Genomic DNA, 13,904 nt, shown 5'->3' with positions numbered 1-13,904 from the left:
TCGGGATCGGGATCGTCAGGCCGCGGGCGGACCTCGCGCGGTTCCGTTATAGGCCGGAGGTCCCGTCGTCGGGATCTCGGCTTCCGGGCGCCACGCACACAGCGAGGTCGGCGCGGAGGGCCAGGCCGCCGCCTCCGGATCGATGGGGGGCAGCGTCAGCGTCCCGGCCTGCACGACCGTGCAGCACGCATGGACATGCACACTCTTGCTCGCCGGCTCGCCCGACGAATGCCCGGCGCAGAGCACCTCGCCCGGACCGTCCAGGGCGCGGCTCGGTGTGGCGAGCCCCAGAAAGGCTTGAAGCAGCAGCGCGTAGAGCGCGACCAAGCCAATGATCGCGCGCCCTCTACCCGTTCGAGGCTGCCGCCGGCGCATGGGGCGATCTATGCGGCCGGACTGCGGCGCGTCAATGCGCGGGTCCCATACGGCGCTGGACGCCCTGTGCATCGGCGACGACCGGGAGGGGCGCGCCCCGATGAGACCGCGCCGCATCCGCCCTGACGGCGCTGGGCTCGAGGCCCTGCGGACGCCGCAGAGCGCGCCGTGCCGGATGTCGGCGCACTACGAGTCCGGTCGCCCTTTAATCCGCTCGCCCGGTCGGCAGGGCTGGATTCTTCTCCTGTGTTGCTCATCCTGCGGAGAGATCGGTACAATCTTTATTATTCGTTCTGGATTCATCAGAGCATCAGCTTGACGGCCCGACCTGACTCAATGAGACGTCGTCGGCAGAGTGCCACGGTGAAGGGCATGCCGCGCGAGCGGGAGCTTGGAGAGGGAACGATGGTCTTCGCAAGTCGCGCAGCAGCTGCGGTGCTGTTCTTATCGATGTTGTCGGCCCCCGCATGGGCTGCGGATCCGATCAAGATCGGGCTGAGCGGTCCCTATACCGGGGGATCGTCTTCGATGGGCGTCTCAATGCGCGACGGCGCCAAGCTCGCCGCTGCCGAAATCAACAAGGCCGGCGGTGTCCTCGGTCGGCCGATCCAACTCGTCGAGCGCGACGACGAGGCCAAGAACGAGGTCGGTGCGCAAGTCGCGCAAGAGCTGATCAATAAGGAGAAGGTGGTCGCGACGGTCGGGTTCATCAACACCGGCGTCGCGCTCGCGGCCCAACGCTTTTACCAAGAAGCCGAAATCCCGGTGTTCAACAACGTTGCCACCGGGACGATCATCACCAATCAGTTCAAAGAGCCGGATTACGACTCGAACTACGTCTTCCGGAACTCGGCCTACGACGTGCTGCAGGCGGGCCTGATGGTCGATGAGGCCCTCGCGCAGGGCCATAAGAAGATCGCGATCCTCGCAGACTCGACCAATTACGGCCAGCTCGGCCGTGAGGATATCGAGAAGTATCTCGGCACGAAGGGCGTGAAGCCGGTCGCGGTCGAGAAGTTCAACATCAAGGACGTCGATATGACGGCCCAGCTGCTCAAGGCGCAGCAGGCCGGCGCCGAGGTGATCCTCGCCTACGGGATCGGGCCGGAGCTGGCCCAGATCGCCAACGGCATGGCCAAGCTCGGCTGGAAGGTGCCGATGATCACCAGCTGGCCGTCCTCGATGCAGAGCTTCATCGACATCGCCGGCGCGAACGGCAACGGCGTGGTCATGCCCCAGACGTTCATCGAGGACCAGACGCTGCCGAAGCGCAAGGCTTTCCTTGAGAACTACTACAAGACCTACGGCGTCACGAAGATCCCGACCCCCGTGGCCGGCGCCCAGGGCTACGATTCGATCTACCTCCTCGCCGCGGCGATCAAGCAGGCGGGCAGCACCGACGGCGCGAAGATCCGCACCGCCCTTGAGAACCTGAACGAGAAGGTCGAGGGCGTCGTCACCACTTACGACAAGCCCTTCACCGCCAAGGACCACAACGCCATCTCGCGCAACATGGTCGTGTTCGGGAAGGTGCAGGACGGCAAGATCGTCTACGCCAAGGATGAGGACGCCAAGAACGCCGGTGTCGTCCGCGTCAAGGAGAAGTCCTCGAACTGAGGTCCCGACGCCCGCGCCCACCCGGGCGCGGGTGCCCCAGAGTCCGGCGGCACTCCAGCCTGCCGGCACGTCGCATATCGGTCCCGCGGCGCGCGCCGCGCGGCCGGACGACCCTCCGGTGACAACGCATCCATGGCCATCCTGCTTCAGCTCATCGCCTCAGGCGTCGCGGTCGGCATGATCTACGCCGCCATCGCGTTCGGCTATCAGCTCACCTTCGCGACCTCGAAGACGCTCAATTTCGGCCAGGGCGAGGCGCTGGCGCTCGGGGCCCTGTTCGGCCTGACCCTGGTGCCCTTCGTCGGCTACTGGCTGATGATCCCCCTGGTCCTCGTCTTCGGCTTCGCCCTCGGGGCCGTGGTCGAGCGCCTGGGCGTGCGCCCGGCCGTGAAGATCAAGTCCGAATACGGATGGATCATGGCGACCATCGCCCTCGGCATCATCTTCAAGAACGTCGCCGAGAATGTCTGGGGCCGCGACGACCTGAAATTTCCCTCGCCACTCCCCGAGACTGCCCTCGAAGTGGGCGGCGTCCGCATCCTGCCGATGGAACTGCTGATCGTCGCGGGGGCGCTGCTGATGATGCTCGCGGTCGAGATCTTCAATCGCAAGTCGATCTGGGGGAAGGCGGTCGTCGCCACCTCCAACGACATCGACGCCGCCGGTCTGATGGGCATCAACACCCAGAAGGTGATCACCCTGTCCTATTCGATCAGCGCCATGACGGCGGCCTTCGCGGGCGTGCTCGTGGCGCCCGTGACGCTGACCGGGGCCACGATGGGCTCCGTGCTGGCGCTGAAGGCCTTCGCGGTGGCGATCATCGGCGGCCTCGAATCCGGCCTCGGCGTCATCGTCGGCGGCCTGATCCTCGGTGTCGCGGAGACGCTGACCGGCTTCTACATCTCGACCGGCTACAAGGATGTGCCGGGCCTGATCCTGCTCCTCGTCGTCCTCTCCATTCGCCCCGTCGGCCTGTTCGGCAAGGCGGTCATCAAGAAGGTCTGACCGTGACCGCCCGCGCATCTCTCCCGGCAGCCTGAGCCATGGCGCAGACCCTCGCCCCCGCCGACGCGCCCGTCCCGACCGCCGCGCCGAGCCTGTCCCGCCACGTGGGCGCCCTCGGCGCCGTGCTGCTGGTGGTCTGTCTCGCCGCCTTCCCGCACGTGGTGACGAGTTCGTATTACATCCACCTCGTGGTGGTGATCGCCATCTACGCGATCCTGATTCTCGGGCTCGACATCGTGGTCGGCTATACCGGACAAGTCAGTCTCGGGCATGCCGGCCTGTTCGGGGTCGGCGCCTACGCGGCCGCGGTGCTGTTCCTGCACTTCAAGCTCGGCGTGTGGTGGGGCATCCTGGCCGGGATCGGCGTGACCTCGGCCTTCGGCGTGCTGCTCGCCGTCCCGGCGCTGCGGGTCACCGGTCCCTACCTCGCCATGGTGACGCTGGCCTTCGGCACCATCATTCAGATCTTCATCAACGAGCTGACGCCCCTGACCAACGGCCCCCTCGGCATCACCCTGCCGCCGGCCCGCGTCCTCGACTTCTCGCTCCTCGGCCTCCAGGCCCCGTGGGGTGCAGCCGGGCGCAAGCTCGAATTCTACTACCTCGTCTGCGTCGCGCTGCTGGCCACAATCCTGGTCGTCAACCGGGTGGTGCGCTCTCCCTACGGCCGCGCCTTCGAGGCGCTGCGGGACTCGCCGATCGCCTGCGACTGCATGGGCGTCAGCGTCTACCGCTACAAGGTCTATGCCTTCGTGATCTCGGCAGCCCTTGCCGGTCTCGCCGGTGCGCTGTTCGCGTGGTCGGAGCGCTACGTGGCTCCGAACTCCTACGGCTTCGAGCTGACCGTGCTGTTCCTGCTTGCCGTCACGATGGGCGGGCGCAAATCCCGGGCGGGGCCGATCATCGGGGCCGCGATCGTCGTGATGATGCCCAACGTGCTGGCCGATATCGAGCTGGTGCGGATCATGGCGGGGCTCATCGCCCTTGCCGCCTTGATCGTGGGCGTCCTCGCTTTCCTCCGGCGCCGGGAGGACCGCTTCGCCCTGCTGGTGCCGGTCGGGCTCTGCCTCGCCTTCTTCCCGGCGACCCTGGCGCTCGAATCCGTGACCGACTTCCGCCTGACGGTCTTCGGTCTGATGATCCTGTTCGTGGTGTACTACCTGCCGGACGGGATCGTCGGCTTCGTCCGAGAGAAGATCCCGGCGCTCCGGCCGGCCCACACCGCCGAGGGCAAGAGCCTCCACGCCGAGGGGGCGGCGCTCAGCGTCCAGAGCGGCGGCCGGGGTGCCGACCCGCTGCTCACCGTCGAGCAGGCCCTGATGCAGTTCGGCGGCCTCAAGGCCCTCGCCGGCGTCGACCTCACGGTCCGGCCCGGCACGATCCACGGCCTGATCGGACCGAACGGTTCCGGCAAGAGCACGATGATGAACGTGCTGACCGGTATCTACCGGCCGACCGGCGGCAGCGTGACCCTGGCCCGCGGCCAAGGCTCGAAGCGCCTCGACGGGCGCACGCCCTCCGAGATCGCGGCGGCCGGCGTGGCGCGCACCTTCCAGAACGTGCAGCTCTTCCGGGAGATGACGGCGCTGGAGAACGTGCTGGTCGGGCTCCACCACAGGTTCCGCGGCACCCTGTTTGACGCGATCCTCGGCACGCCGCGCCGCCGTCGGGAAGAGCGCGAGCAGCGCGCCCGCGCCATGGCGATCCTCGACTTCGTCGGCCTGGGCGCCCTGGCGCAGGTGGAGGCCCGCAACCTGCCCTACGGCAAGCAGCGCCTCCTCGAGATCGGTCGCGCGCTCGCCCTCGATCCTGTCCTGCTCCTCCTCGACGAGCCCGCCGCCGGCCTCACCGCCCCCGACATCGCCGAGCTGACGGCGATCATCCGCAAGATCCGAGACGCCGGCATCACGGTGATCCTCATCGAACACCACATGGACGTGGTCATGGGCCTGTGCGACCGCGTCAGCGTCCTCGATTTCGGCCACAAGATTGCCGAGGGCAGCGCCCGCGAGGTCCAGGCGGACCCGAAGGTGATCGAGGCATATCTCGGCAGCCCGGTCGCCGACGAGGAGTTGACCCATGCTTGAGGTCACGGGTCTGTCGGCCGGCTACGGCCAGGTCGAGGTGCTGCACGGCCTCGATTTCGCGGTCCCGAAGGGGCAGGTCGTGGCGCTGATCGGCTCGAACGGCGCCGGCAAGACCACCACGATGCGCGCCCTGTCGGGCATGATCCGCCCGCGGGCGGGTTCGATCCGCCTCAACGGGCGCGAGATCGGCGGCCTCGAAAGCCACGACGTCGCCCGGTTCGGCCTCGCGCACTCGCCGGAGGGGCGCCGCGTCTTCCCGACGCTCTCGGTGGAGGACAACCTGACCCTGGGCGCGTTTCCCCGGTTGACGGGGGCGCGGCCGAAGGGCGACGTCGCGGCCGACCGCGAGCGCGCCTTCGAGATGTTTCCCCGTCTGAAGGAGCGGCGCACGCAGCTTGCCGGCACCCTCTCGGGCGGCGAGCAGCAGATGCTCGCGATGGGCCGGGCCCTGATGCTGCGGCCCGAGATCCTCCTCTTGGACGAGCCCTCGATGGGCCTCGCCCCGAAGCTCGTGGAGGAGGTGTTCCGGATCATCCGCCTGCTCAAGGCCGAGCAGGTCACCATGTTGCTCGTCGAGCAGTTCGCCATGGCGGCGCTCGGCGTCGCCGACCACGCCTATGTGCTCGAGAACGGTCGGATCCGCTTCCAGGGCCCGGCGCAGCAAATGCGCAACGATCCGGCCGTCCGGGCGGCCTATCTCGGCGGCAGCCACTGAGGCCGCCGCGAGACCCCCGGTCGCGGAGACCGATCCGCTCCGGGGGCTGACGCTTCGGGCGGGGCGCGATGCCGTCAATCTGGACCGTCGCGTCCTGCGAGCGTCGCCCTCGTGAAGGCCGGCGTGTCCTGCACAGGGCTATGCGGAGCCTGCCCAACGACGACATCCGTGCTCCAGCAGCCCGGCCACGCCTCGCTGTGTTGAATCGGACGCATGTACCGCCGGAGGGTCCCGCCGTTCCGGCTCTCGCCGGCCGACGCGAGCACGAATCAAGCATTGCCGGCCAGGAGATGCATCGTGGCTGCCCCTGCGCGGAGCCGGATGAAATGACTTGTCATTGATGATCCCTGCATTCGCGATCTCCGAACGCCGGTAACCTCCTGTGTCGCCCTATCGTGGGGCTCCGGCAGCCGAGGGTGGCTGCCGATCGGGGAGGGCGGTCTGATGAGACGTCGCGTGTCGGCCCTCCTGATCCTTCCGGCATTCGCCTTTGCCGGCTCCGTGCAGCCGAGTGCGGGGTCGCCGGACGCGCCGGCCACCTTCGTCGAACCGATGGATGGCCCGCACCGTCATTGCTCCGGCTCCTGTATGAAGACGGGGGCCTTGCAATGGATCTGCCGGCGCGATCAGACCTGTTCCATCGATTGTGCGACGGCACCGCCGAAGATGCATTGTCACGACCCCGAGCCGCGGCGCCGGGCGCGCTGAGGCGAGACGGCGCGGCCTGGTTCGACCCAGCCGATGAGGCCTCCGAGGCCGCCCTGACCAGGCGGGCGTGGCCTGCAGGGATGAGAAGGGTCATCCCGATGCCGCCGGGAACCTCGTGCCGAACCGGCATCCGCGTCCTCGCGCAGAGGTCTGAAGCTCGGCCGATCCCCAGGATTGTGGAATCGCCGGTCGGAGCGGCTCGGTCACGCATGGCGGCGTTCCGCTGGCGCATCGGGAAGGACGATCTTCGCTGGCGCCCGCGACCTGGCGGGGGCGGCAGGATCGGGAGATGGAGCGGGCGCACCACGCCGAACGGCATCGCCAGATCTCCGGCGCGCGACGACTCTCAAAGGTTGGCGATTGCGCCGCCGGTCAGCCGTCCATGGCTTTGACAACCTCGGCTCGCCATGAGACCGCTCTAGGGTGTTGGATGCACGAGCCTGTCGCGTGTCACGGCCAACACGGTGAACGGGCCTGCCTTCTCTCAGGGCGGCAACTGAAGGGTCGTTCGGCGCGCCGTCATGGCGGCGCATACGCGCGATCGTTCAGGCTCAACCGCGGAAGCAGTCCGCTCGGTCAATCCCTGAGGCCCCGTGAAACAGCGCCACGCCGTGATGCACAGAAGTTCGAACGTGACGATGTGCATCCCAGCCTGCCTGATGGACGGTGGCGCGATGGGCGCGCTCATGCGCGCGCACGACTGGGACGCCTCACCGCTCGGTGATCCCGCGACCTGGCCGCCATCCTTGACGACGCTGACAGGCGTCATGCTCGGTTCGAGGCAGCCGACCTTCGTCATCTGGGGGCCCGAGCGCAGGCTCCTCTACAACGATTCCTTTGTCGGGCTTCTCGGTGCCACGCATCCGTCCGCGCTCGGTCGCGACTATCTCCAGGTCTGGCACGACCTCGGCGCCGAGCTTGGATCCTTCGTGGACGAGGCCTGCTCCGGTCGCTCCGTTGACACGGCCGCGTTCGAACACGTCGTGAGGTCGCCCGACGGGGGCCGGTTCTCGTTGTCCTACGTGCCCATCCGCGATCCGGCCGGGCGCGTGGATGGCCTGTACGGCACCTGCACTGAGATCGCGGACCAACGGTTCGTCGAGGGGGAGCGGCAGGAGGCGGATGCGACGCTCCGCGAGAACGAGGAGCGACAATCGTTCCTGCTGGATCTGAGCGACGCGCTTCGGCCGCTGAACACGCCCACCGACATCGTCGAAGTGGCCGCCCGGCGTCTGGGCGAGCGGGTCGGTGCGAGCCGCGTATTCTACGCCGAGATCGCCGGCAGCCTGATGACGGTCGAACGCGAGTACGTCCACGGCGTCGGCTCGATCATCGGCGAGCACTCGCTGGCGGCGTTCGGCCCGGACCTGCTGGCAGCCTACCGCGACGGCGTGGTCGTCGCGGTCGACGACGTGCCCTCGGATCCCCGGTTCACTGTCGAAGCCCGGGCGGGCTTACGGTCACGCCAGGTCGGCGCCTTCGTCGATGTCGTTCTGTTTCGGGGTGACGAATGGGTCGGCCTGCTCGCGGTGCAGAGCGCGACCCCGCGCGCCTGGACGCCCGCGGAAGGCAACCTGATCCGGGAGGTCGGCGAGCGCGTCAAGGCTGCCACCGAGCGGGCCCGTGCCGAAGTGGCGCTGCGCGAGAGCGAGGAGCGTTTGGCGGCGATCTTCTCGGCTGCGTCCGTCGGCCTGTCCGAGGTGGATGCGAGCGGCCGCTATCGTCGGGTCAACACGGAGATGTGCCGCATTCTCGGACGGTCTGCAGACGAGGTTCTCTCGATCGGCGTCGCGGATGTGACCGATCCGGCCTATATCCCGCAGAGCTTGGCGACGATCGCGCAGGCGTTCGAGACCGGGCAGAGTTCCGCCCTCGACAAGCTCTACTGTCGTCCCGACGGCACGTCCATCTGGGCGAGCAGCAGCGTCAGACGTCTCGACGATGGGCAGGGCAGGTTCAAGAACCTGCTGGTCGTCACGGCGGATCTCAGCCATCGCCGGGAGGCGGAGCAACGGCTGGCCGAAAGCGAGCGCCGCCTACAGCTTCTCAACGAGACGCTCGAACTTCAGGTCTCGGAGCGCACGGCCGAGCGCAATCTATTGGCCACGATCGTCGAAAGAACCGACATCATGGTGATGGCGTCGGATCTCAACTACAACATCCTGGCCATCAACAAGGCGAATGCGGACGAGTTCGAGCGCATCTATGGCGTACGGCCGAAGGTCGGCGACAACATGCTCGACCTTCTGGCCGATCAGCCTGAACACCAGGCGCAGGTCAAAGCGGGTTGGGGACGCGGGCTGGCCGGCGAGGAGATCACCCTCGTCCAGGAGTTCGGCGATCCCGGACGCGTCCGCCCCGCCTATGAGATCAGTTTCCGCACCCTGCGCGGTGCGGATGGCGAGCGCACGGGCTGCTATCAGTTCGTCATGGACGTGACAAAGCGGTTACGCGATCAGGCCGAGCTGGTCCTGGCCCAGGAAGCCCTGCGCCAATCCCAGAAGCTGGAGGCGGTCGGCCAGCTTACGGGCGGAGTGGCGCACGACTTCAACAACCTTCTGACCATCATCCGCTCATCCGTCGATTTTTTGCGTCGGCCCGATCTGCCGGAGGTCCGCAAGCGCCGCTACCTCGACGCGGTCTCCGAGACGGTCGACCGGGCCGCCAAGCTGACCGGCCAGCTCCTCGCCTTCGCGCGCCGTCAAGCGCTGAAGCCGGAGGTGTTCAGCGCCGGGCAGCGGGTGAGTGCGATCGCCGACATGCTCGACACGCTGACCGGCGCACGCGTGCAGGTTCTGATCGAGGTGCCGGACACCGCCTGTCATGTACGGGCGGATGTGAGCCAGTTCGAAACGGCCCTGGTCAACATGGCCGTCAACGCCCGCGATGCCATGGACGGTGAAGGCACGCTCATCCTCCGGGTCACCGGGGGGGCGGCGCTGCCGGCTGTTCGCGGCCATGCAGGGTGCGAGAAGCCGTTCGTGGCGGTCTCCCTGACCGACACGGGGACCGGCATTTTGCCGGACCGGATCGAGCGGATCTTCGAGCCCTTCTTCACCACGAAGGAGGTTGGTCGAGGCACGGGTCTCGGGTTGAGCCAAGTCTTCGGTTTCGCCAAGCAGTCGGGCGGCGACGTGGATGTCCGGAGCGTCGTCGGCCGGGGCACCACATTCACGCTCTATCTACCCGAGGTGGCTGCGTCCGATCTGTCGTCCGGTGAGCGCATCCAGGAAATGGGGCTGGCCCCGCTGGGCTCGGGTCAACGCATCCTGGTCGTCGAGGACAATATCGGAGTCGGCCAGTTCGCGACCCAGATCCTGGAGGATCTGGGCTACCGGACGGCATGGGCCGGCAATGCCGAGGAAGCGTTGGACCGGCTGGGTCGCGACGGTGACGGGTTCGATCTGATCTTCTCCGACGTGGTCATGCCGGGCATGGGCGGCGTCGCGCTGGCGCGTGAGCTGCAGCAGCGGTGGCCGGATCTGCCGGTGGTCCTCACGTCGGGGTACAGCCACGTGCTCGCCCAGGAAAGCGACCACGGATTCGCGTTGCTGCACAAACCCTATTCGGCCGAGCAACTCGGGCGCATCCTGCACCAAGTCCTCGGCGTGCGGTCCAAGCTCACGGCCCCGGCCGCCTGACGGCAGACGCGGTCAGGGAGTACGCGCGGTATCGCGGCGGACCGTCGATCCGACGCGGGTTGGTCGCTCGCAGGTGGGCCCCACTGAATCCGTAAAGCGGAGGCCAAGCGCCGACGATCATCTTCCCGGCCGGGGCCGCCGCTCAACGCAACGGGGTCACTCTGCGCCGACAGGAGAGGTGCGGGGTAGATGCAGGGCATCGCTTCGGGTCGGCGTAGGTCTCGCAGCCGTGCGGGCTGCGGCCGAGGGGCATCGCGGTGTCACGCCGAAACTTGGTCGGAACTACTCGTTCTAACGGGCCTCCGCGCCTCAGAGCGCAAGGCTTTTGCGCGGCCGGGACCGGCGATCTGACCATTAGCGGAAACTACGGAGCGGTGACAGGTGGCTGGGGGACCTGGATTCGAACCAGGACTAGAGGAGTCAGAGTCCACCGTTCTACCGTTAAACTATCCCCCAAAGCCTTCAGCCGAGCGCATCCCTACCGGATGGGGCTGGGCGAAACCCGTTCCGTATCGAGCGGCGCCGGGCGTGGGCGGTGAGATAGGCGGAATGCTTCGGAAGGTCAACCGGTTGTTCTCCTGTTGACGCAGCCTCCGCCGCGGCCGTAACCGTAACGCCGCAGACCCGTCCGGAAGGGTGGCCGAGTGGTTTAAGGCAGCGGTCTTGAAAACCGCCGTGGGGGCAACTCCACCGTGGGTTCGAATCCCACCCCTTCCGCCAGGGTTCGTTGAAGCGTAAGGCTTTTTCAGCTTCACGTATGAGTTGCCCCACCATTTGCCCCACCAGTGGAGCGGAAAGCGGTGGCTTTGGGTCCATCAAGCAGATGGACGGATCGAATTGACCGGCGTAGCGCTGAGGTCATGGCGTGCGATTCGAAAGCCACTCCTCAGGAGCAGTTCGATGCTTGGCTCGCCGAGCACGCCACTGGTCTTGGTCGGCGTCAACGCTTCCAGCCTGCCCGGCCTCCGCTCGTGCTTCGCGTGGCAGCCCTCGCCGTTAGCCTCATGCTCTGGGTCCTGATCCTCTGGAGTTTGGGCGCCGGCGTCCAAGAATGTCTCAGAATTTTATAAATCGAGTCCGTTGAGAGTCGGCATACTCATCGGTCCGCTCATTGTTGGCGTATTTGGCTGGGCAAAGGGTGCCTGCACTCCATGTCTTGCGAATCCGCCGCATCTCCAATGCGGGCCGGTCCAGGTCTTTGTGTAGACTAAATGCGTACCGGAAGGCAGTCCTGCAGTTGTCTAGCTGACGCTGCGGTCGAGAAATAAATCTTAGCGATACTTCATCGTCTGAGCGGAGGCTTTCCCGATCGGGTATCGTCTTCGATGAAATGCTTTCCGCAATCCGCATTCGAGGTCGTTGCGAAGCTCCGTAGCGCCAATTGTCTGGAAGATATCCTTCTAGAGCTGAAATTAAGTGGGCGCATTTTCGGCTACGACACCTTCTTTATGGGACGGCTTCCAAGGTCGCCGACACAGAATCTTCTCGATTGCGCGACCCTTTCAGGTTGGCCCGCTGAGTGGGAGCGACGCTATCAGGCCGAGCGATTCGTTCAGGTCGACCCGGTCATCCGGCACATCCGGCGCAGCGTCGATCCTTTCCTCTGGCGCGAGGCGCTCGTTACGCCTGGCGGTCGCGACGGTCAGATCGTGCTTGAGGAGGCGCGGGCCTTCGGCTTGGTCGAAGGCTTCTGCGTACCGCTTCATCATGCCGGGGGCGGTGAGTCGGGCCTCAGCTTCGGCGGGCAACGGCTCGCGCCCTCAAACGACGAGCGCGCCGCGCTGCACCTAATCGGCATCTACGCCCTCTCGGCGGCGCGGGCGATCCTGAGCCGGGCGGTCAGCGCAGATGACGAGCCCCCTGCAGCAGCGCACCTGACAAGTCGCGAGGTTGAGTGCCTGAAGTGGTCCGCGGTTGGCAAGACGGCGTGGGAGATCTCGGTGATCCTGTCGCTCTCCAGGCGGACCGTCGAGCAGTATCTCATCAGTGCCGCGCGCAAGCTGGGCGCGGTTAGTCGCGTTCAGAGCGTAGCGGAGGCTCTGCGCCGCGGAATCATAGACTGATGTTGTAACCTGCGGCACTCCGCATTTTTACGGCTAGACCGTGCGGCTGCCCTTGAAGATCTCGGTGGTCATCTTCAAGGAGGCGAAAAATGTTCACGCTTTTATCTGGTGATGTCGATACGACTGATCCGCAGATGGCGAATCGGATCTATGCCTTTCGTCATGCGTACTTCGTCGAACATCTCCGATGGGAGGGCTGTCGACAGGCCGATTGCCGCGAGCGCGACCGATTCGACGGGCCGTACAGCTTTCACGTCCTCGGCGAGAAGGGCGCGGAGATTTTGGCTTACGCTCGCCTCCTGCCGACCACCCGGCCGCACCTGCTCTCGCATCTCTATCCCGAAATCCTGCAGGGCCGCCCGGCACCGACGGGACGGCGGATCTACGAATGGACACGCCACGCGGTCGCACTCCGGATGCGGGAATCGGCCATGGCGACAGCCTTTTCGAACGTGGTTTCCGGCGCCGTGGCCTACGCAGCTGAGGCGCTCGATCTCGAAGGCCTCCTTGTTCAGTTGCATCCCGCCCTCATTGAACGCCTCACGGAGACGGGTTGGGATGCCGAGCCGCTTGCTCTTCCGGTGAAATATGAGGGCAGCTCTTTGGTGCCGGTTTACGCGCGCCTGACCGACCAGACGCTCCAGATCGCGCAGGCGGCTTTTGCGGCTTGGCCGGGGGCACGCCTACACGTCCCGCGCGGCTCTATGTGCGCGGCTGCGACCGACGTGCCGGTGCCGGTCCTCCAGTGAGTTTCCAGCCAGAGGAGATGACAATGCCATCCGCGGCTGCGCGAAGCGTCCTGTTCTTCCGGACCTATCGCGAGGCGACGCTCCCCCTTTACGCCGCGCTCGTGGACGAGCTGTGTGCGTCGCCCCACCTGCCACTCCAGTTAGCGACGGTCCTTGAGGATATCGGTCAAGAGTTCATTGAGCTCGCGGAGACGGTCAACGCAGCGCTCAACCGCCTGGGAGCCCTGGACCACGAGGTTGACGCCGACCTGACAATCGAGGCACGGGTTAACGCCGTGATGGCTCGCTTCGCGCGGATCGGCTCGTCGATGCTGTCAATCGCCGACGGACAAGCGGCCCCGGCCTTGACCGACGAGTCCTTCCGGCAAGCGCTCCGAATCGCCCTCGTCATGATACATGATCTACCGATCGCCGGACGGCGATAGGTTTGTCGTGCCCCGTCCAACGGTAGATGAGGCTATCCCTGATCGGGCCGCCACGATGGCCCAGTCCTATGCTGACGGCCCCATCACCTCGAGGCGCCCGCCCGCGCCTGGAAATCAGCCCGCGCGTTCCGGCCGCTTATACGTCCGAGGCATCGACCGCCGAGCGCGCCGGGCTTCCTGGCCCGGAGTGGGTAGTGCACGCCGCTCGCGCGCAAGCGCACCTGAAGGTCGCTGGCTTGGCAATCGGCAAGCCGACCCGCGCCTTGAACCATTGCCGGTCGCTCGCAACGAGGCTGACCAACGCTACGGGCGTGTCGCAGACCAACGAGGCCAGTTGGGCGATGTCGTCAAACTCGGCCTCCGGCGGCGTGTCGACGAGGCTGCTGGCAGCGAGGGCGTCAAGCCGAGCCGGTTCTTCGAGAAGAGGCGAGAAAGGAGGCTTCGGCATCAGCGCAGGTGATTATCGTTGCCGTCTCATAGCTCAGCTGTGCGCAATCGTCTCGCGGCTGCACGTCGCGG

The 13,904-nt window shown here is 66.5% G+C and carries 10 protein-coding genes and 2 tRNA genes; 10 read left to right on the top strand and 2 right to left on the bottom strand.

Features of this window, described 5'->3' with window-relative positions; translation table 11 throughout:
• Positions 1–15: 15 nt before the first annotated feature.
• On the bottom strand, positions 16–327 hold the full coding sequence (locus PQI07_RS04580; protein ID WP_236952805.1) for a hypothetical protein: 312 nt from the start codon (positions 325–327) through the stop codon (positions 16–18).
• A gap of 453 nt (positions 328–780) precedes the next feature.
• Between PQI07_RS04580 and PQI07_RS04575 the strand changes: the two genes are divergently transcribed.
• The 6 genes from PQI07_RS04575 (at position 781) to PQI07_RS04550 (ending at position 10,148) form a co-directional block, all read left to right on the top strand.
• Entirely contained in the window at positions 781–1,992 is a 1,212-nt protein-coding gene (locus PQI07_RS04575; RefSeq protein ID WP_274927684.1) for an ABC transporter substrate-binding protein, read from the top strand.
• 132 nt (positions 1,993–2,124) lie between these two features.
• Positions 2,125–2,997: a branched-chain amino acid ABC transporter permease gene (locus PQI07_RS04570; RefSeq protein ID WP_043345455.1), complete on the top strand. Its 873-nt coding sequence runs from the start codon at positions 2,125–2,127 to the stop codon at positions 2,995–2,997.
• 38 nt (positions 2,998–3,035) lie between these two features.
• On the top strand, positions 3,036–5,084 hold the full coding sequence (locus tag PQI07_RS04565) for a branched-chain amino acid ABC transporter ATP-binding protein/permease (RefSeq protein ID WP_051044590.1): 2,049 nt from the start codon (positions 3,036–3,038) through the stop codon (positions 5,082–5,084).
• Entirely contained in the window at positions 5,077–5,799 is a 723-nt protein-coding gene (locus PQI07_RS04560; protein ID WP_043380492.1) for an ABC transporter ATP-binding protein, read from the top strand. Before PQI07_RS04565 ends, PQI07_RS04560 begins: the two co-directional genes overlap by 8 nt.
• Before the next feature lie 456 nt (positions 5,800–6,255).
• Positions 6,256–6,507 carry a hypothetical protein gene (locus tag PQI07_RS04555; RefSeq protein ID WP_051044591.1) on the top strand — a complete coding sequence of 84 codons (252 nt, stop codon included), beginning with the start codon at positions 6,256–6,258 and terminating at the stop codon, positions 6,505–6,507.
• A 767-nt stretch (positions 6,508–7,274) separates the two neighbouring features.
• Positions 7,275–10,148, top strand: a complete 2,874-nt coding sequence (locus tag PQI07_RS04550; protein WP_274926148.1) for a PAS domain-containing protein — start codon at positions 7,275–7,277, stop codon at positions 10,146–10,148.
• 382 nt (positions 10,149–10,530) lie between these two features.
• Here PQI07_RS04550 and PQI07_RS04545 read toward each other — a convergent pair.
• A tRNA-Gln gene (locus PQI07_RS04545) sits at positions 10,531–10,604 on the bottom strand.
• 174 nt (positions 10,605–10,778) lie between these two features.
• Here PQI07_RS04545 and PQI07_RS04540 point away from each other — a divergent pair.
• The 4 genes from PQI07_RS04540 to PQI07_RS04525 all read left to right on the top strand — a co-directional run bounded on the left by PQI07_RS04540 (position 10,779) and on the right by PQI07_RS04525 (position 13,385).
• A tRNA-Ser gene (locus PQI07_RS04540) sits at positions 10,779–10,868 on the top strand.
• 605 nt (positions 10,869–11,473) lie between these two features.
• The gene (locus tag PQI07_RS04535; RefSeq protein ID WP_274926147.1) at positions 11,474–12,211 is read left to right on the top strand and encodes a LuxR family transcriptional regulator; all 738 of its coding nucleotides are present in this window, start codon (positions 11,474–11,476) and stop codon (positions 12,209–12,211) included.
• Positions 12,212–12,300: 89 nt separating this feature from the next.
• Positions 12,301–12,960, top strand: coding sequence for an acyl-homoserine-lactone synthase (locus tag PQI07_RS04530; RefSeq protein ID WP_274926146.1), 660 nt, complete (start codon positions 12,301–12,303; stop codon positions 12,958–12,960).
• Between the two features lie 23 nt (positions 12,961–12,983).
• Positions 12,984–13,385: a hypothetical protein gene (locus PQI07_RS04525; RefSeq protein WP_274926145.1), complete on the top strand. Its 402-nt coding sequence runs from the start codon at positions 12,984–12,986 to the stop codon at positions 13,383–13,385.
• Positions 13,386–13,904: the final 519 nt, after the last annotated feature.

It is taken from the genome of Methylobacterium sp. 092160098-2, from assembly GCF_028920805.1.
Taxonomy (GTDB): Bacteria; Pseudomonadota; Alphaproteobacteria; order Rhizobiales; family Beijerinckiaceae; genus Methylobacterium; species Methylobacterium fujisawaense.
Note: the sequence above shows the minus strand (reverse complement) of the source record. Positions and strands in the feature narration are given on the sequence as shown.

Coding starts and splice junctions, on each gene's coding strand:
- PQI07_RS04560 (WP_043380492.1), top strand. CDS start 5,077: ATGCTTGAGGTCACGGGTCTGTCGGCCGGCTACGGCCAGGTCGAGGTG.
- PQI07_RS04535 (WP_274926147.1), top strand. CDS start 11,474: ATGAAATGCTTTCCGCAATCCGCATTCGAGGTCGTTGCGAAGCTCCGT.
- PQI07_RS04530 (WP_274926146.1), top strand. CDS start 12,301: ATGTTCACGCTTTTATCTGGTGATGTCGATACGACTGATCCGCAGATG.
- PQI07_RS04570 (WP_043345455.1), top strand. CDS start 2,125: ATGGCCATCCTGCTTCAGCTCATCGCCTCAGGCGTCGCGGTCGGCATG.
- PQI07_RS04550 (WP_274926148.1), top strand. CDS start 7,275: ATGCTCGGTTCGAGGCAGCCGACCTTCGTCATCTGGGGGCCCGAGCGC.
- PQI07_RS04525 (WP_274926145.1), top strand. CDS start 12,984: ATGCCATCCGCGGCTGCGCGAAGCGTCCTGTTCTTCCGGACCTATCGC.
- PQI07_RS04565 (WP_051044590.1), top strand. CDS start 3,036: ATGGCGCAGACCCTCGCCCCCGCCGACGCGCCCGTCCCGACCGCCGCG.
- PQI07_RS04575 (WP_274927684.1), top strand. CDS start 781: ATGGTCTTCGCAAGTCGCGCAGCAGCTGCGGTGCTGTTCTTATCGATG.